The sequence below is a fragment of the Paenibacillus sp. FSL M7-1046 genome (assembly GCF_038007405.1).
Taxonomy (GTDB): Bacteria; Bacillota; Bacilli; order Paenibacillales; family Paenibacillaceae; genus Paenibacillus_AQ.
In genome coordinates, this window is record NZ_JBBOXB010000001.1 from 406429 (window position 1) to 423932 (window position 17504).

The window sequence follows — 17504 nt, forward strand, 5'->3', positions numbered from 1 at the left end:
GCATGGATAGCCGATTAAGGCGCTTCCACAGGACTCTCCTTCACCATCATAAAAGATTACCGTGAGCAGCAACACCTTAACAATTATAATAAAAATCAGTTCATAATTAGAGATTCTAATCATGAACTGAGAAAACGCCGGGCATCTGGAGAGATGCCTGACAGATTACCATCCGGGTGATGGATAACAAACCTGCTGTCCTGGTAGTTCAGCTCTGCCGAAGCCGGCCGGCTGCGGATTTCCTTGGGAGAAAGGCCATACCTGGCTTTGAATACCTTGTGAAAATAGGAATACGTCCCGAAGCCGCAGCTCCCGGCAATATTCTCCAGGCTTAAGTCGGTAAACCGGATCCGCTCCAGGGCGTTGGACAGGCGAATCTCCTGTGTATACTGGATAATGGTATAACCTGTCAGCTCTTTAAAAAGATGTACGGCTCTGGATACACTCAGTCCGGCAAACCTGGCAACTTCCTCCACTCTTAGCGGATTCAGCGCATTTTTGTTAATATAGCGTCTCATCCGCAAAACCAGTTCATTCGAGCGTCCCTGCGGGTTATGCCCCGAGACAGCTTCACCCGACAAACGGTCTAAAGATAGGCATAGCGCACACAATAAATGCCGGATCAGCTCGGGGTTACCTTGTGCGATACGGTGCTGCTCGATGCTGAGCTGCTGCCATAACGAGAGCATGCCTTCATCCAGATGAACTCTCTGCTGAGTCAGCCGGGGCTGGGATTCCCACCATTCTTCGATCCAAGAACCTTCACACAGTAAATAATAGTCGCCGCTTTCGATCTTTCCGTCAATTGCATCCACCGCTAAATGATATGGCTCTCCAGGACGATAGATTAATAAGTCGCCTGGCTGGACAAGACTCATTTTGCCGCCTACAAGCGCCCGGCAGCTGCCCACCACCTGCAGCCGGAACAGGAAAAACGGTGGCGGCGTAAAGGAAGATTTAAACGGAAGTGTATGAAAAGAATAGGCGCAGGCATGCAGCCTCAGGTCCATATCGTTCACCGCCTCAGCCAAATAGTAGAGCTTTTCAATCAGATAAAACATTCAATAATCGCAAGCCATTATCTATACTATAACCAAATCAAAGAGAAAGCCGCAAGGCTAGAAAGTGAAGGAGAAACTTTACGTACATGTTGACGCGAACCCGCCAGCTTTTCCTGATTCCAAGCTACTCCCTGTTTATGATCTGCATGATGCTGCAGGGGATGGCCATTTCCATCAGTTCTCCCTTTTTGGCTGTTTATTTCACAACAAAGCTGGGGGTTTCCGCAGGAACCTTCGGAATCTTTACCGCAGTGACCTTAATCAGCGGGGTCTGGCTCAGCTCGATCATCGCCAAACGCTCCGATTCCGGACTGAACCGTAAAACACTCATGGTCACAGCCATGCTGTTCAACGCACTGGCTTTTGCCGGTTATTTATTCATCCACGAATTTTATGCGCTGCTGCTGTACATGACGGTCTTCACTGCCATTGGCGCTCCGGCCATGCCGCAATTGTTCGCCAGTGCGCGGGAAGCGGTAAATGCCAGTCCGTCCGCCGATCATGCCTTTGCCAATTCAAGTCTGCGCTCGATGTTCTCCCTGGGGTTTATTACCGGCCCGCTGATCGGCTCCATCCTCCTTAATCACTTGGGGTTCCAGGGTATTTTCATGAGCACCTCACTGATCTTCCTGCTTAATGCCTTGCTGGTCTGCTTTTTCGTGAAACGTCCCGTATCAACGAAGCCAGCCGGTATTCAAGCCGCAATGCAGATGAAGCTGCATCAGAACGCCAGAGTGCTTATCCCGTTTCTGGTGCTGACCCAGTTATATGCCGGACACTGGCTTAACAATCTGAATATCTCATTGTTCATCATTAACACCTTGGGCGGCAGTACGCAGAATGTAGCCACGGTCTCAAGTATTTGTGCGCTGCTGGAGATTCCATTCATGCTCGTATTAGGGGTATTGTCTGCCAAAACCTCCAATCGGGTGTTGATGTTCTGGGGAATACTACTGGGAGCGGCTTATTATATTTTGGTGCTTGCCTCGACACAATTGTGGCATCTCTTGGCCGGACAGGTGCTGCTGGCTTTCTTTGTTGCCGTGATTTCGGCCATCGGAATCAGCTACATTCAGGATTTGCTCCCTGATCTGCCCGGATATGCTTCAACGTTATATACCAATGCCACTACCATCGGACGGCTGGTCGGAAGTCTGGCCGGAGGGGCCGCTGCTGAGTGGGTCGGATACCGCAATGCTTACTGGGGCTGCTTGCTGCTTGTTGTATTCTCCCTTGCACTTATGTTGCTTCCCCAGCGCTACTCCGCACAAAAGGTGTATGAATCCTAAATGCAACCAGACAGGAGGCCATATTATGAAAATCATGCTTGTTGACGACAAACCTCATGTACGCAATCACCTGAAGCTGATGCTGAAACAGCTCCATTTTACAGAGGATGTTATTCTTGAGGCTAATTGCGATCAGGAAGCCATTCGGCTGATTACCGAACATGAACCGGATATTATTGTGACCGATGCCAAACTGCTGCTGCTCGGAGAAGCGCCTTTATCTGAACGCCTTGCCAATGCCCAATATCCGCAGAGTACAATTATTGTCACCAGTAGCCATCCGTTTGTCCTCGAAGCTTTCAGCAAAGGGGGCATTGTTTCCCTGCTGAAGCCTATTGCTAGAGGCGAGCTGGAAGGCGCGTTAATGAGAGCCTTTGCCGTCACCGGATAATTCGGATAATACATGCTTTGATTTAGAAAAAAAGAGTGCCCTATCCAATGATAGGTGCACTCTTTTTGCATTCATCCACTATCTTCTCCGTTTTTTAGGCACGGCTCTGCGGTTGACCGAAACCGGTCTTCCCGGGGTCAGCTTTCTGGCCTTCAGTGGAACTCTCCGCACAATCGGTTTTCCAGGCTTTGTAGGCAATGCTGTCCGAAGATGAGGTAATCCTTTTTTGCTTCGGCTGCTGCTGGAGATTAACACAACTGTAAAGTTGCGGACGCTGGATCCGACAGGAATTCTGCGAAAGCCAAGTTCTCTGCAATCGTTGCAGTCGCTGTCCCAGCACTGATGGAAGGCTTCATAAGGGATCTCTGTATAGTAGTCCCCTGACCAAGTATAGCTGTCACTCTCTGCATAGTAAAAGAATGTGTTGCCTCCGGCATGCCCTCTCCACACTTCTCTCGTCTGGCCCGGTTCGATCCGGTAGTAGCCAATTGTGGCGTAGTTAATTGGAGTACAGTTGAAATTCGGGTAAGCATAGGCAACAAATACCGTCTCACTTGTACTGTTGCGAAATCTAAGTCCCATTGTCATCATTCCCTTCATCACTTTTTTCCTTACCCTGCATCATATGAAAATAGTGAATAAAGGGGCTGGACAATGGTTTATTATTAGACAAATAGGGCATATAGTCATTCCAGTCATTGTGCGGCATGTAAGACGAAATAAATAAATCGCCTCTGGACTTCAAAAAAGAGCGGATAATCGCCCATGCCTTTTACACCTCAGGATAATATACTATCTTATTCTAATGAGGTTAGGTGATGAACAGTGGCAACATTTGCTGAAGCTCTTGTGATAAAGGAAAACATAGCAAGTACCGTGCTCAAGAACCGGAAAATTCATGGAGTCGGGATAGGGTATTACGACCCCAAACATCCCAAAAAAGGTGCAGCCGTGATCCTCTACGCCAATGCCGTGAGCAGCACCGCCCTGGGTTTGGGCGCAAAATTCTCCTCGCAGGTCAAAGGCAAACCTATAAATGTCCCCATCCGGGTAGTAAAGACCAAAAAAATACGCAGCAATGCAAGTTACCAGGACCGGATTCGCCCAGTCGTAGCAGGCTACAGTATTGGTACGACCGGCGGTTCAGGAACCGCAGGCTTAATTGTCAGCAGCGGCAATCAGCTGTATGTGCTCAGCAATAACCACGTGCTTACCAATCCGACCAACTCCAACAACCGGGCGGAAACGCTGCAGCCGGGCGGTGCGGATGAAGGACGGACCGTAAGGGATCGGGTCGGGCATTTATCGCGTTTTGTAACTTTGAAGACAAATGGTACTAACCGCATAGATGCGGCCTTGTCCCGCCCTGTAAGAAACAGCATTCTCAGTCCGAAATATGCAACGGTAGGCAACATTCCCGGTCATGTCACTTCCTACCGTGTAGGGGAGCGTTTCAAAAAGGTAGGGCGGACAACAGGTCTGACCAGGGGAAGAGTCGATTCGGTGAATACGGATGTACAGGTGGATTATGGTAGGAATGTAGGCGTGCTAACCTTCCGCAATCAATCGATAATTCTGAGTGATACACCGGTATCGCTTCCCGGAGACTCCGGTTCTGTCTGGCTCAGAAGCGCGGATAATTTCGCGGCGGCTGTGAATTACGCCGGTACAGAGGACGGAAAGACTTCGGTTGCCTTTCCCGTCGATTGGGCACTCCGGGCACTCCGGGTGCGTGTAGCACGTCCTGCGGGACAGAGAGCGGGCCGGGTAAAGGTTGTAGATACCCATAACGGCAATGCTGCTTATACCCGCCGCCTCACTCCGAAAGAGCTTTCCATGCTTAAGGTAATCCGGCCAAAATCTAAATAAGCAATTATAGAATAATTTGGATTAATTTCCATGTACATTCATACAAGCTCACAACCCTCTTTTCTCGTAAGATAATCTATCCTACGAAGAAAGAGGCGAGCAGCAAATGGTAATAAAAAAACTATCACTTAGAAATAAAGCCAAAGGTAAAGGTAAAAGAGTCACCCTGCGGCCAAACAGAGCGCGCTCCACGCAAAACCTTGGGAATGGTTTCCGCCGTATTCAGTTTCCCGCTGTAACCATCGGAGCCAACGACTTTCTTTTCCTCTTCTTATCTGCTGGAAGAGGCAGAGCTGTCGTTAGTGCGGGATGGACAATTTCCAATTTGACTTCCGCCTGGCCAACAGACAGCTTCCCGAACAGCGACTCGGAGTGGGTTATCATCCTTGAAAACCCGACTGGCGTTGCAAGAAGCGTCATTCCGTTCCTGATTACCAAGTCACGCCGCTAATAGCAGAGGGTGCAAAAAGAAACGGCGGCTCCCCCTTTGAGGGGAGCCGTTGCATTTAAAAGAGACACGATATCCCTAGGGTATCGTGTCTCTTTTTATTAGAGATTACACTGGCCTGCTATACTCTCGACCCTGCATCCTTGTTAACAGACGCTGGTTTCACTCCATAGGTGAAGTCACCGGCTATCCCCCGAATCCAGGCGGAATACAATCTCCCCAAACCTCTCAGGGTCATAGGCAGCAACAGGGCCAGCACTATGCCGATTGCAGCCGCTACCCAGGAACGCTGATATACATTGAGCCACGGCAAGAAAAGACTCATCGTCCCGTCAAAGGAATACAGATTAAAAGAAAGGGATAAGACCTTGCTTAACTTGTAAGCTGCCGGTGACAATATAATCGCAATAACAACGGCGGGAAGCGTGACAGCAAGGGTAAACCCGGCAATGCCTACGGGAAGCTGGGCTATACTATAGAGGATCCCCCGGTAGCTCTTACTATTTAAAAGGATAGACAGCATGGAACGCCAATCCTTCCAATCCGCAACGGATCGGGAGTTCTCAGCTTGAAGCGGTTGCTCTTCTCCCTGCATCCACCCTGTTACCGCCTGCTCTTCCTTGGCCATCATCCAGCGGCATACGGTAAATGTTGCAGCCAGCAAAGGCAGCCCAATCCATACAATAAGCAGCGGCAAGCCGGCACATATGCCTGTAACGGCAATTACAAACGCTGCGATCCCCTTCGGAAGGGACAGGATGAGCAGGAGCCAGGACCTTAGCGCGCTTGGTTTACGCATAATTAAAAGCCTCCTAATAAGGTCATTGTAGAAATGTACAAGCTGTCCATCAGCCGATCCACACTCTGCCGCACACTTAATTCAGCAGGGAGCTCATCACCGGCAAAACACAGCTCCAGCGTAGCATCGCGGATGATTCCATCCACAGTTACCTGAATGAGCATCAGAATGTCGGTTAAGGGAACAAGGGGCCGGAACTGGCCTTTAGCTTCACCTTCTGCACAATAATTCATCAATTGCTGAAAGAAATAGTTGTAGCCATGCCCGGACTCGGCTTCTGCTTCCGCAGCCTGCTCAGCAAGCTGCTTCTTAACCAGCTCCGGCTGACTGGCATAGATTGCATTTAGCTCAAAGGCCAATTTGCTGTAGCCACTCTCCATAGAAGCCGTAATCTCTTGCCCGATGAAGGTAAAGATTGCGCGGAGGGTCTGGTCAGGTGAAAGGCTGGCCGCAAAAAGCTGCGTTAAAAAACCTTTGAAATCTATCTCAAGATCAAAACGGTTGGACAACGCAAACCACACCTCTTCAATATTAGCAAAATACTTATATACGCCCCCTTGGCTTAGTCCGGTCTGCCTCACGATATCCTTCATTGTTACTTTATGCAGCGGTTTACGCGCGCTAACCTCCAGCGCTGCATCCAAAATTTCATTGATTCTATTCTCTGTGTATGCTTCGCTAACCTTTGGAATACATTGTCCCCCCATACTCAAAATAACGACACATTGTCGTTTTATTTATTCTCATCTTACGCAGCATCAGGATCATTGTCAATATTTTGAAATTGAAGTTTTTTACCGGTCACGCAAAAAAAGCAGCCTGTCCTTAGACAAGCTGCATATAAGCTTCAATTTGACGAGATGCCGAAACGACTACCCTTACAGGTCTGTTATTGCCGCAAGAACGGTATTGTTGAAGTAATCAACGTACATATTTTTAAATGGCTTCCGGTGATCTAGCTCCACAGAAAAATGAACGGTTACTGTCTGAAAGACCGGATCGACGCAGAGAAAAGGACCCGCTGCACCCCAATGTGAATAGGCTTCCGGTGAGAATAGGTCTCCGCCATCACGTTTTGTCCCGTTAATCGCCCAGCCGTATCCCCAATACGCTTCAGGAAATACTTCATCCCGATATTGCGAGGATACACCGGGAATTTGATTACGTGTCATTTCTTTTACAGTTACCGGGCTGAGCAGACGTGTCCCGTTATAAATTCCGCCGTTCAGAAACATTTGGCCAAATACAGCCAGATCCAGGGCAGTGGAGTAAGCACCGCTCCCGGCTGATACAGAATTTAATTGATCTTCGGTTTCTATCCACTCTGCACAAGCTGCCTCCGGTATGCGTCTAACGACTCTGCTGCGTGCTTCCTGCGGAACCCGATAATATGTATTTTCCATTCCAAGCGGTTCAAAAATGCTTTCCTTTACGAACTCATCATACGCTTGACCGCTGGTGCGCCGGATAATTTCACCCAACAGCTCATAACCATACCCGCAATAAGACATGACAGTCCCTGGCTCGAAGCTAAGCGGTGCATCATACCCGCCGTACAAGTATTGATGAATTTCCGGGTCCTGATTGGGTTCGCTTGCAGGGAACTCTTCTTTTGCCAGTTTCGCAGTTCCATTCAACCGGATCACCTCAACATCCAGACCAGAGGTGTGTGTCAACAAATGATGCACGCAAACCTTTGTTTTTCCTTCTCCTGTAAACTCGGGGATATAATCCGAAACAGGTCTATTCAGTCCGATCTTCCCTTGTTCAACCAACATCATAACAGCTGTTGCGGTAAACAGCTTCGTGATGGAGCAGAGTGGAAATAACGCGTCAACAGCTAATTCGGCTGCGTCTGGCTCAGGTCCGAGGGTTCCATTCGCTTGATGGACAATTACAATTCCCCTTCTCGCGGCCACAATCACTTGTGCGGGCGTAATGTTGTCCTTAACCATTTGCGCTGCAGCTGTCTGAATGCGTTGAACACCGCAAGCTGAAACACCCGCCTGTTCTAACGAACTCAACGATAGTTTTTTCATAAATATTCCTCCATTAAGCACTCATTAATATATGTGTTAAGTACTATGTAAATATATTAACATCTCCATTTTCTGGAGTACATGGTTTGTTTCTATAATATTAGCTGCCAGAAAAATAAAAAAAGCTGACTCCGGATTTTCCGGAAAATCAGCTTTACCTTCCCCGATTGTCTTCCCGCCTTATAAAACTCACAAATACAGCCTTATCCGCATACGCTTCCGGGACCGCAGCACCTGGCTGCGGCTGATTATATCTTCATATCTTTGCCGGTATAATCCACGAACATGAAATGCCCTTCCGGAACGCGGCGTTGCTCGATCAGGCTGATAATGCCCTCGGCACTGCTGCGCGGGTTCGTCGGCGCCTCTTCCCCGCCCATATCCGTATGCATCCAGCCGGGATGTACGCTCAGCACCTGTACGCCGCGTTCTTGCAAATACACATGCAGCTGCTGCGAGAACATATTGAGTGCTGTTTTGGAGATGGCATAAGGATAATCGCCCGGATAAGCATTGGTGATGCTGCCCGCTTCCGAAGAGATGTTGATGATTGAACGGTCCGGCTCGGTGAGCAGCGGCAGGAAATGCTTGACCACCCGCATCGGCCCGTACAGATTAATATCCATTGTTGTCAGCATGTCCTTCAGATCCAGCTCTTCAACCGGCGTATTCCGGGCGGTCAGGATCGCCGCATTGTTGATGATCGCACCGAGCGTCCGCCCTTGCCCTTTCAGACTAGCAGCCAGCTCCGCGATTCCCTCTTCGTTCGTCACATCCAGCGCGGCCACGGTCAGCTTGGTTCCATAGGCTGCAGCAAGCTGCGACAGTGCGGTCTGTTCTTGATCGGGATAGCGAACTCCGGCAATCACTCCATGCCCGCGCTTCAGTGCTTCGGCCGCCAGCTCAACACCCAGCCCGCGTCCCGCACCGGTAATTAGAATGTTCATCTTTCGCTCCTCCTCTATTGCATAATTTCCCCAAGCGCCGCTGTTCTGTTCATGAATAGTCAGAATTCACGGCGGGAGAATATCCATTTGTATGGGTGTATTCTGCTATTGCACTCTATTGCTGATTTATTGCTAATTTATTGCTTATCGTTCTCCAACAGCTCCACGAGCACCTTCAATTCCTTGAACGTATCCATATAAGCATAACGTCCCCCGTCATACTCGCCCTTCTGCTGCAGCGGGAACCCTCTGCCTTCGAGCAGCATAATCTTTTCCTGCATTCCTTCGATTACAAAAGCGATATGATGAGGCCCTTCCCCATGCTCATTCAAGTAATCACGCCAAGTGCTCGGCTGATGATCCGGCTCAATCAGTTCCAGCTGCAAGGAGCCCATGTCAAAAAAAGCAAGCTTGGCCCGCGCCTCCGTCGCCCCGCCGTTATACCGGGTCTGGGCAATATCTGCCGTATCGGTAATGATAATTTCCGGCACCGCAAGTCCAAAAAAGTCCGCATACGCCCGGCTTACCTTCTCAATATCATTCACCAAAATTCCAATCTGCGTAACGAAATGATTGCCGAGAACTCCTGACATGTGCCTCAACCTCCTTCTAGTGTGACCAATCTACCATACCCACACTATGAAAGGGCTGTCAAGCCTGAGCTGAAATCGCTCCTGGTGAGGGAATCCGCGTACAAACCACCTTACTCTCCACGAGAGGAGTGATAATAGAGGCACATTTACAGTTAGCATAGAAAGTGGACACCGAATAAAAACATGAAGAGGATCTCGGTGCACTTGGCGCTGACTTGGAACTGGTCGCGTCTGCCGAACGGAATGCCGCAGGAGTTATCCAGCAGCATTCAAGGTTATCTCGGCGGCAAGCTGACTAAAGAAGGCATGCTGAAGGAGTTCCAGATCAATTGGGATAATCTTAGTGTGCAGTAATTGCATGAGGACTTTTTCATATGAGTGCACTTTATACAGCAGAATGCTCATTATTCTCCGGTAAATCGCATTCTGCTGTATTTCGTGCAATAGAATTATTGGTTTTTAGTCAAAACCACCTTTCCCGCAAAATTCTGCTGTACAGAGTGCAATAGATTCTGCTTTCCGGCTATTTTAAAAAGATTCTGTTGTAGAAAGTACAATAGAATGCGTCTCGGCCTGAACTTGATAGGGTTCGGGTTTTAGAATTTAAATCCAAAGCGAGCTACATAACCGGCACCTTATAAGCATTCACAGTGACAGCAGACCCATTAATGGTCAATGTGGCGTTGTAATACCCCCGGTCACCATTTGGCTTGCATTTATAATCCCCTGAACATCCGCACACGAAGAATTTAGTTGTAGGGAACCCCGGATAAATATTGGCCAGCTTCCGATAAAACAAATGTCCGTGGTGTGTAAATATGGCCAGCACTTTATCTCTCACTTTCGCTGGAATCGCCGTAAAAAACTTATTCGTCTCTGCCCCGCTTAACACATGACTGGGAGCAACCGTAATCCCGCTCACTTTCAATGGCCAATGAAAATCAATAATATAATAATAACGGTCGTCTAAATTTTTCAGAATATTTAGGCTTTCCGGTGTGAATGCCCCTAGCGCACAATCCAGCCATACATACTTCACCTTTGCCTGCGTACCCGGGAAATTCATTTGCCCGGCAACCGCACCTAAATATTGTTTGAACAAGGACTGAGTGCTTGCCTCCCAATTTCCTATCGATGCTTTATAAGGAATACTCCCGAGCGTGCTGGTAACCGTATCCTTGAAGTCCTTGTAGAAGGCATCGGCATTATTTCCATGATTGGCTCCTGCCTGGGCATTATCCCCGCCAAAAATCACAAACTTCTTATTCCCGCTGCTCACTGATTTTGGCAAAAGCTTTCTAAAAATAGCCGAGCTGTTCCCATACCCCACATGACTATCTCCGATCACGGCAAAGTTAATGATCTGTGCCTGCACCTTAAGCTTCAAGCTGTCTTTGGGTCGGGGTCTGGGTGAAAGGTTCCGTTTTTTAGCTGTCCCTGCCTGCCTTCTCACTTGGAAACCACCTCTTCGAACTGGATTAGAATATCTGGTTATATTTATATTCGATTCGGATAGCAAGTTCTTGGATTCGCTGGCGGCCTAGATAGATAGAACCATTTTGAGAACTTTGAGCCTTTTTTCACTTGATGCTGAACGTGCCAATATTTACAATATAAATTAAAATGTTCCACTATCCAAAAGGAAGAAGGATGACGTATGCGTATCAACAAAAAGGTGTCCCGAATACTGTTTCCCATCATGGTCTTGTCTGTGATGGCGGGATGCGGAAGCAACGAACAGAAGAACGAGGCAGAAGCGAATAAGGAACCCGCTACCACAGTAAGCGCCCACCCTGCGCATTGGTCCTATGAAGGTGAAACGTCCCCGGAACACTGGGCTGAACTGGATAAACTGTTCACAACCTGCAGTACAGGTACGGCCCAGTCGCCGATTAACATTCTTCATGAGAAAGTGCAGGATGATGAGAGCCTGTCCCCTATCAAGGTTGAGTATGCGCCGTCCCCGGTGTCTATCATTAACAACGGCCACACGATCCAGGTTAATCTTAAAAATCAGGACAACCGTATCACCCTTGAAGGAAAGACGTATATCTTGCAGCAGTTTCATTTCCACCTGCCCAGCGAACATGAGGTAGATGGCAAACATGCCGATATGGAGCTTCATTTTGTCCATAAAAGTGAAGACGAGACGCTTGCTGTACTGAGTGTCCTAATCACTAAAGGCTCCGAAAATGTTGAGCTGAAAAAGCTTTGGTCCGTGCTCCCCTCCGAGGAGAGCGAACAGGAAGTCCCGGTTGAGGGCGTCTTCGACATGAACCAGCTGCTTCCAACAGACCTTCATTCGTTCCGCTATCAAGGATCACTCACCACACCTCCATGTACCGAAGGGGTACAGTGGATTGTCCTGGAAAATCCCGTTCAATGGTCTGATGAGCAAATCGGCAAATTCGAAGGCATTTTCCCGCATGACAATCGTCCCGTACAAGCGCTCGGCTCCCGGGAGATAGATAGCGATAAATAGGCTGCTGTTCTCTTAAAAATGAACAAGCAGCCAAACACAAAAGCCTTGGACAACTTCGTCCAAGGCTTTATTTTGTTTAATTCCCTTTACCCGGGAATCCCATCCTGTAGTTTATCTTGCGCTCCCATCCCTTGCAGGATATGGTTGGCATCCCGCAGCAGATAGGAGGCCGCTTCAGCCTGGATATGCTTGCCGCTTTGGGCTTGAACCTCATGAACGAACGCTTCCACTTGACCGTGTACCAGTTTCACGAGCAGACTGTTCGCAATCCCGTGATTGTCTATCCAAGACTTCTCTTTGAACAGGCCAACGAGTGCTTTCAGCGAGCTTACATCGGCATACGTTGAGAAAGTCACTGTGCTCTCCTGCCTGTTCCCCGCGCTGTCGCTGACGGATACCGCGAACGTGTGAGAGCCGATATCCAGCGTGTACAGTGGAATCTGCGTTCCCGGCTCTACGGCTTGCTCATCCAGCCGTGCGACGGTTTTGGCGGAATCCACCCCGGACATCGCATCGATGGCCGCCCAAGACAAGGTTAGCGATTCTGTCCCCGCATAGACTTTCGGGGCCGGCTCTGCCACAGTTAACTCAGGGGCACTGCTATCCAGCTTGAAGCTCAAGGTTTTCGATTCCTCGCTGTTTCCGGCGTAGTCAACCGAGCGGTAAAGCAGCGAATACTGGCCGTCTTGGCTAAAGGTCAGCGGTCCCTGGTAAGGCAGCCATGTGTCTCCGCCATTTATGCTGTATACGGTGTCCGTTACACTGGTACCGGTATCTGCAGTATTCAATTGGACCGTAACGGGCTGAGTATACCAGCCGTCCGCACCATCAGGCAGCGCCGGAGTCAAGACGGCTGTGCTAACAGGTGCGGTCTTGTCAATCCTCGTAAACTTCACGTCGTCGAACCACATTTCACTGAAACCGCCCACATAGAAACCTACCGTTCCCGAAGCATTATGTTTGGGATCGGAACCATCCAGTCTCAGCTCTCCGTTCACATAGACGCGGATGCTGGCACCATCCACCAGAATACGAAGATTATAGTCGGTATCCGGCTGCAAGTCTTGGGTTGGAAGATTCTTCGTCTGAAGCACCGTCCAGGTTGGACCGTAGAGAATCCACTGTGAAGTGCCGTCCGCCAATTTCTTGTATGCGATCTTGCCTGAATTGCTGGCGACAGAACGGTCATACACATAGAGGGTCCCAAGATCCGGCATCACAGCAGGCGTTCTCAGCTTGAAGGTCAGTTCATAGTCCGTGAACAGCTTCGGATGAAGCGCAGAGGCGCCCTTCAGAATTTGGTACATCTTGTTTCCGTTCACCGCTACAATGCTGCGGTTCGGATCCACCGGCCACCCGTTCGCTCCCGAATCGTAATCTGTGTAATGAAGAATATCAGACACGATAATCCGGGCAGAAGCGTTGGCCTCCGGGTTGGCAACGGAGGCTACCTTGACAACAGTCTCCCCCTTAGCGTGGGCGGTGACTGTTCCGTTCTCATCGACAGAGGCAATTTCCGGGTTAAGAGACTGCCAGACGACGGAACGATTCTCGGCATCCGACGGATCGAACTGGACCTGCAGTGGCGTCTGTTCATCAATTACCATATTGACGCTGCTCTTGTCGAGCATAAGCCCGGAGACATTTTTTGTCGGGACCATAAAATTGATGTCATCGAACAAGAGATAGTCAAAGCCGCCGGCGTAGAACCCGACTTTGCCGGAAGGATTAAAGGTCGGATCAGTGGCCTTCAGCTTGAGTTTGCTGTCAGCATAGACGCTAATCTCCGAACCCTTGACGATGATCTTCATGTTGTAGACGGTATCCGGCAGCAGGTCCGGGGCAGACAGTGCATTCTGCTTAACGGTTCCCCAGGCTGCATTGTAGAGAATCCAGGAAGAAGTTCCGTCAGCATACTTCCGGTATCCGATTCTTCCTCCGTTGCCGCCCGGATTCAGCCGGTCGAATATATAGAATGTGGCCGATTCCGGAATCACTGGAGGCGTCTTCAGCTTGAAGCTCAACTCGTAATTATTGAAGTCGTTCTCATTCAGCGTGGTCGCACCTTTGAGCAGCTTATACATGTGATTGCCGCCGTCGGCCTCCACGATACTCCGGTTGGCATCGGCCGGCCAGCCATTCCGGCCGTTCTCGAAATTCGTTTCATCTATAATCCCGTCACCGACTTCGACCGTCACCTGAACCTCATCCTTTAAGAGCGGGTTGTCGGCGGATACTGCTGTAACAACTGCGGTCCCAAGGTTAACCCCTCTCAACTTGCCGGTGGCATCTACGGTCACCACGGAAGGATCACTGGAGGTATACTGCAGTTTATTGTTGGTGGCGTTCCAGGGAAGAACCGCCGAGTACAGGGTATGTGTTTTCCCGATGCCAAGGGTAAGGCTATCGTCATACAGCACGACACCTTGGACGGGAATATTAACCGGTGCGAGATAAGGGCCTGCCTTACCTGAGATTCCCATCTCACTGAAGGGGATCGCCTGGAAGCCCGGTATCTGCTCAAACACCGCTGCATCCGATTTCAGATTCAGATCGCCGCCCGCCAGATTCACGAAGCCGGGATCCTGTTTCGTTACCCAGTTGTTTGCGTATTGGAGCAGATTGAACTTATCATAAGCTCCATTCGCATTCGTCGTGCTGCTTATCGTTTTTGTCGGATTGTAGATCACATTCTTCTGGAACGTGTTCGTGTCCGGATAATACCGGTTCTCTGTGAAGAAGTCCGCCAGCTCCGGGTATTTGACCAGATGCGGCATGCCGGCGAAGTTATTGTATTTTTCGAACAAAGCGTGCCATGGCTGCATATAGTTTTTGGAGATTTGCTGCTCCGGACCGTCACCCAAATACAGATCCGCATAATCATACGGAACCTTGGCATCGACAAAAATGTTGTTCTTCGTGCGGACATGAGCGCCCCCGTTGTTCAGAATGGCTGAATTGCCCATCTTGTAAAAAATATTTTCTTCAATTGTGATTCCCATGGTGAAGTTATCCGGATAGATCCCCTGAACCCCGGCTTTGCCTTCTCCAATGTTATGGAAGTAATTCCTCCAGATGACCGTTCCCCGCTCCTGCGGTGCAGCCCCCAGATTCATGTAGATGGCTCCGAGATCCGAGAACGTCTTGCACACATCATAGATGTTGTTGTATTCCACAACATGGTCGTTGCCGAAGATCAGAATCCCCGGATGCGGGGCGTCATGAATTTCACTGTGTGATATGCGGTTCCCTGCTCCCGTCAGAATTACGGCCGGGTTATACGCTTTATGATAATAAGCAAAGTCATGGATGTGGCTGTTCTCCACCACATTGTTGCCCGGCTCAAGCGTCAGCCTGTCGCCGCCGTTCAGAATGACTCCTGTTCCCCCTACATGATGGATATGCGTATTCACGATGGCATGGTTGACCCCTGTGCCCTTGGCAAAGTCATTGTACAACCAGCGGCTCTGGGTATTGATCCGTACGCCTCCTTCGGTGAAATTGCGGATCTCAGAGTGCACCAGCCGGACATGGCTGCCGCCCATGATGACCGCCCCGGAATCCCTGCCGTTCTCCAGAATCAGGTCCTCGAAAGTTACATACGACGTATTGGCCGTATTGATCATGGGTGTCTTCAGCATGGATACGGTGATCTCCGGATTGTCTGCCTGGAAGGCGGCTGTCGGCATGAAATACAGGATGCCTTGGCTCCGGTCAATGTAGTACTCCCCTGGCATGTCGATTTCTTCCAGCAGGTTCTGGGCGAAATGGAAGTCCGGATACCAGTTTTTAAAGAGGCCGCTCATTTCTCCATAAGCTAATGTGATCGACTTGTTCTCGGTATCAATAGAAGCAATTTTATTGTACGACCATTCCCAGCTGTAGCCGAAAATCCCGTCAAGCCATATATCATCCGCCTGGGTCCAGAGCTCAGGCCGATCATAGGTATAGTTGAACGTGCCTCCCCGGGTCTGCAGATCGGCATCCTTGCGGGTGGGTCCCGGATCAAGAATATTGCCCATTTGGACCGTACCCTTATTGGGCCATCTCGCCAGAGTCATCCCTTCACCTTCAATGTACAGCTCCATGGGGGGAGTCTGGCTTACGTCATTGGCTTTGTAGTAGCCATGACGGCTCATGACTCCGTAATCGGTAATGCCATGCCCCGGCAGCTCCACCTGCAGAACCTTGGATCTTGCATCGGGACTGATGATCCGGTTCAGAACCGCCGTATCTGTTACCGGGGCGAACCATGACTTCTCCAATTGCCGGCCGCCGCTCAGCCGCACGGATTCACCCGGATATGCCTTGTAGGTGACCGGTTTGTCTGCCGTCCCCGAATCCTGCTCCTCCAGCAGGAAGCTTGCGGTACGGCTGTATGTGCCGCCTCTCAAATAAACCGTAACGCCGCCGTCAGGCAGACCCGTGCCCTGCTTCAGCTGGCGGATGGTGTCCCTGGCCTTCTCCAGGGTACGGAAAGGAGCCACCTCCACACCAGAGTTGGAATCGCTTCCATTTTCCGCTACGAAATAGACTGCTCCGGGACTTGGGGCTTCCTCCGCTTGAATCTCCGTACCCGGTACAAACCCCGGGGTCAAACCTACTATCAAGGCAATAATCCAGAAGACAATGACCGCTTTTCTCTTCATGTCAGTACAGGCCTCCTTGTTATCGGTTTTAATTCGAAAGGGAACCGTGAGGTTCCCCGGAACTTACCCTTTCACCGACCCGATCATTGTTCCTTTCTCAAAGTACTTGAGCAAGAAAGGATAAATGATGAGCACAGGCAAAGAACATACGATTACTGACGCCATCTTCAGGCTCTCTGGTGCAGGAGGCACCAGATTGGTTGCCGTAGTGAACGGATCGAGCTTGTTCTCAATGAGGATTTGCCTTATGACTTGCTGCAGGACAAATTTCGATTGGTCGGTAACGTACAGCAAATTGTCCATGAACGCGTTGATATGATGAACCAGCGACCACAGCCCGATCGTCACGAGGGACGGAATGGAGAGTGGCAGCACGATACGGAACAAGATCCTAATGTCTCTGGCTCCGTCGATACGGGCCGCTTCAATCAGCGCATCCGGAATGGAGCGGAAGAACGAAAGCATGACCAGAACCTGGAAGGCGTTAGCTGCCGAAGGCAGCACATACACCCAGCGTGAGTTCAGCAGATGCAGCTCCTTAATGAGCAGATAATTCGGCACAATGCCCCCGTCGAAGATCATGGTGAACAACAGGAGCATGACCAGGACACGCTTCATCGGAAAATCCGGGCGCGACAGCGGATAAGCAGCGCAGACGGTAACCAGAAGCGTCAGGAAGGTGCCTACGATCATGCGGAATATAGTATTCGCATAGCCCGACCAGATGAATGGATACTCCAGCAATTCCTTGTAAGCTCTCCATTCAAAGTCCCTTGGGATGAAATGGAATCCGCTGCGGAGTGCCTCCCCGCGGCCGCTGAAGGATACTGCGATAACATGGATGAACGGGTAAACGACGATAAGCGCGAGTAGCGATAATACAAAATAGATCATTGCCGGGGCAATAAGATCCTGCCATTTTTTCACCTTCATGACT

At 49.8% G+C, this 17504-nt stretch carries 16 protein-coding genes; 6 read left to right on the forward strand and 10 right to left on the reverse strand.

Annotated elements, in window-relative coordinates:
- Nucleotides 1–119: 119 nt before the first annotated feature.
- Nucleotides 120–1061: an AraC family transcriptional regulator gene (locus NYE29_RS01550; RefSeq protein WP_340894015.1), complete on the reverse strand. Its 942-nt coding sequence runs from the start codon at nt 1059–1061 to the stop codon at nt 120–122.
- Between the two features lie 86 nt (nt 1062–1147).
- Here NYE29_RS01550 and NYE29_RS01555 point away from each other — a divergent pair, with 86 nt between their 5' ends.
- Together NYE29_RS01555 and NYE29_RS01560 are read left to right on the forward strand one after the other, a co-directional pair.
- Complete coding sequence (locus NYE29_RS01555; RefSeq protein ID WP_340894016.1) at nt 1148–2350, forward strand: sugar efflux transporter; 1203 nt, start codon at nt 1148–1150, stop codon at nt 2348–2350.
- A 25-nt stretch (nt 2351–2375) separates the two neighbouring features.
- Nucleotides 2376–2741 (forward strand): response regulator, encoded by a 366-nt coding sequence (locus tag NYE29_RS01560; protein WP_340894017.1) that lies wholly within the window; start codon nt 2376–2378, stop codon nt 2739–2741.
- A gap of 78 nt (nt 2742–2819) precedes the next feature.
- Here NYE29_RS01560 and NYE29_RS01565 read toward each other — a convergent pair whose 3' ends face one another.
- Entirely contained in the window at nt 2820–3323 is a 504-nt protein-coding gene (locus tag NYE29_RS01565) for a DUF1036 domain-containing protein (protein ID WP_340894018.1), read from the reverse strand.
- Nucleotides 3324–3566: 243 nt separating this feature from the next.
- On the opposite strand from NYE29_RS01565, the gene NYE29_RS01570 reads away from it, so the two are divergent.
- Together NYE29_RS01570 and NYE29_RS01575 are read left to right on the forward strand one after the other, a co-directional pair.
- Entirely contained in the window at nt 3567–4610 is a 1044-nt protein-coding gene (locus tag NYE29_RS01570; RefSeq protein WP_340894019.1) for a hypothetical protein, read from the forward strand.
- A 106-nt stretch (nt 4611–4716) separates the two neighbouring features.
- Nucleotides 4717–5061 (forward strand): hypothetical protein, encoded by a 345-nt coding sequence (locus NYE29_RS01575; protein ID WP_076110488.1) that lies wholly within the window; start codon nt 4717–4719, stop codon nt 5059–5061.
- A 118-nt stretch (nt 5062–5179) separates the two neighbouring features.
- Here NYE29_RS01575 and NYE29_RS01580 read toward each other — a convergent pair whose 3' ends face one another.
- From NYE29_RS01580 to NYE29_RS01600, 5 genes are all read right to left on the reverse strand, one after another.
- On the reverse strand, nt 5180–5857 hold the full coding sequence (locus tag NYE29_RS01580) for a sensor domain-containing protein (RefSeq protein WP_076110487.1): 678 nt from the start codon (nt 5855–5857) through the stop codon (nt 5180–5182).
- A gap of 2 nt (nt 5858–5859) precedes the next feature.
- Nucleotides 5860–6501: a TetR/AcrR family transcriptional regulator gene (locus NYE29_RS01585; protein ID WP_340894020.1), complete on the reverse strand. Its 642-nt coding sequence runs from the start codon at nt 6499–6501 to the stop codon at nt 5860–5862.
- Nucleotides 6502–6735: 234 nt separating this feature from the next.
- Nucleotides 6736–7896 carry a serine hydrolase domain-containing protein gene (locus NYE29_RS01590; RefSeq protein WP_076110485.1) on the reverse strand — a complete coding sequence of 387 codons (1161 nt, stop codon included), beginning with the start codon at nt 7894–7896 and terminating at the stop codon, nt 6736–6738.
- A 248-nt stretch (nt 7897–8144) separates the two neighbouring features.
- Complete coding sequence (locus NYE29_RS01595; protein WP_340894021.1) at nt 8145–8843, reverse strand: SDR family oxidoreductase; 699 nt, start codon at nt 8841–8843, stop codon at nt 8145–8147.
- 137 nt (nt 8844–8980) lie between these two features.
- On the reverse strand, nt 8981–9436 hold the full coding sequence (locus NYE29_RS01600) for a VOC family protein (protein ID WP_038587744.1): 456 nt from the start codon (nt 9434–9436) through the stop codon (nt 8981–8983).
- Between the two features lie 183 nt (nt 9437–9619).
- Between NYE29_RS01600 and NYE29_RS01605 the strand changes: the two genes are divergently transcribed.
- Nucleotides 9620–9790 carry a hypothetical protein gene (locus tag NYE29_RS01605; RefSeq protein ID WP_340894023.1) on the forward strand — a complete coding sequence of 57 codons (171 nt, stop codon included), beginning with the start codon at nt 9620–9622 and terminating at the stop codon, nt 9788–9790.
- A 265-nt stretch (nt 9791–10055) separates the two neighbouring features.
- On the opposite strand, the gene NYE29_RS01610 is transcribed toward NYE29_RS01605, so the two are convergent.
- On the reverse strand, nt 10056–10823 hold the full coding sequence (locus NYE29_RS01610) for a metallophosphoesterase (RefSeq protein ID WP_340894024.1): 768 nt from the start codon (nt 10821–10823) through the stop codon (nt 10056–10058).
- A 270-nt stretch (nt 10824–11093) separates the two neighbouring features.
- On the opposite strand from NYE29_RS01610, the gene NYE29_RS01615 reads away from it, so the two are divergent.
- Nucleotides 11094–11918: a carbonic anhydrase gene (locus NYE29_RS01615; RefSeq protein WP_340894026.1), complete on the forward strand. Its 825-nt coding sequence runs from the start codon at nt 11094–11096 to the stop codon at nt 11916–11918.
- Between the two features lie 86 nt (nt 11919–12004).
- Here the strand turns inward: NYE29_RS01615 and NYE29_RS01620 are convergent, their stop codons facing one another.
- Both NYE29_RS01620 and NYE29_RS01625 read right to left on the reverse strand, forming a co-directional pair.
- On the reverse strand, nt 12005–16567 hold the full coding sequence (locus tag NYE29_RS01620; RefSeq protein ID WP_340894029.1) for an Ig-like domain-containing protein: 4563 nt from the start codon (nt 16565–16567) through the stop codon (nt 12005–12007).
- A 63-nt stretch (nt 16568–16630) separates the two neighbouring features.
- The gene (locus tag NYE29_RS01625) at nt 16631–17500 is read right to left on the reverse strand and encodes a carbohydrate ABC transporter permease (RefSeq protein ID WP_076110479.1); all 870 of its coding nucleotides are present in this window, start codon (nt 17498–17500) and stop codon (nt 16631–16633) included.
- Nucleotides 17501–17504: the final 4 nt, after the last annotated feature.

What these genes read in the sequence shown, in the direction of transcription:
- NYE29_RS01550 (WP_340894015.1), bottom strand. Translation starts at nt 1,061, where the DNA reads ATGTTTTATCTGATTGAAAAGCTCTACTATTTGGCTGAGGCGGTGAAC.
- NYE29_RS01555 (WP_340894016.1), top strand. Translation starts at nt 1,148, where the DNA reads ATGTTGACGCGAACCCGCCAGCTTTTCCTGATTCCAAGCTACTCCCTG.
- NYE29_RS01560 (WP_340894017.1), top strand. Translation starts at nt 2,376, where the DNA reads ATGAAAATCATGCTTGTTGACGACAAACCTCATGTACGCAATCACCTG.
- NYE29_RS01565 (WP_340894018.1), bottom strand. Translation starts at nt 3,323, where the DNA reads ATGGGACTTAGATTTCGCAACAGTACAAGTGAGACGGTATTTGTTGCC.
- NYE29_RS01575 (WP_076110488.1), top strand. Translation starts at nt 4,717, where the DNA reads ATGGTAATAAAAAAACTATCACTTAGAAATAAAGCCAAAGGTAAAGGT.
- NYE29_RS01580 (WP_076110487.1), bottom strand. Translation starts at nt 5,857, where the DNA reads ATGCGTAAACCAAGCGCGCTAAGGTCCTGGCTCCTGCTCATCCTGTCC.
- NYE29_RS01590 (WP_076110485.1), bottom strand. Translation starts at nt 7,896, where the DNA reads ATGAAAAAACTATCGTTGAGTTCGTTAGAACAGGCGGGTGTTTCAGCT.
- NYE29_RS01595 (WP_340894021.1), bottom strand. Translation starts at nt 8,843, where the DNA reads ATGAACATTCTAATTACCGGTGCGGGACGCGGGCTGGGTGTTGAGCTG.
- NYE29_RS01600 (WP_038587744.1), bottom strand. Translation starts at nt 9,436, where the DNA reads ATGTCAGGAGTTCTCGGCAATCATTTCGTTACGCAGATTGGAATTTTG.
- NYE29_RS01605 (WP_340894023.1), top strand. Translation starts at nt 9,620, where the DNA reads ATGAAGAGGATCTCGGTGCACTTGGCGCTGACTTGGAACTGGTCGCGT.
- NYE29_RS01615 (WP_340894026.1), top strand. Translation starts at nt 11,094, where the DNA reads ATGCGTATCAACAAAAAGGTGTCCCGAATACTGTTTCCCATCATGGTC.
- NYE29_RS01620 (WP_340894029.1), bottom strand. Translation starts at nt 16,567, where the DNA reads ATGAAGAGAAAAGCGGTCATTGTCTTCTGGATTATTGCCTTGATAGTA.
- NYE29_RS01625 (WP_076110479.1), bottom strand. Translation starts at nt 17,500, where the DNA reads ATGAAGGTGAAAAAATGGCAGGATCTTATTGCCCCGGCAATGATCTAT.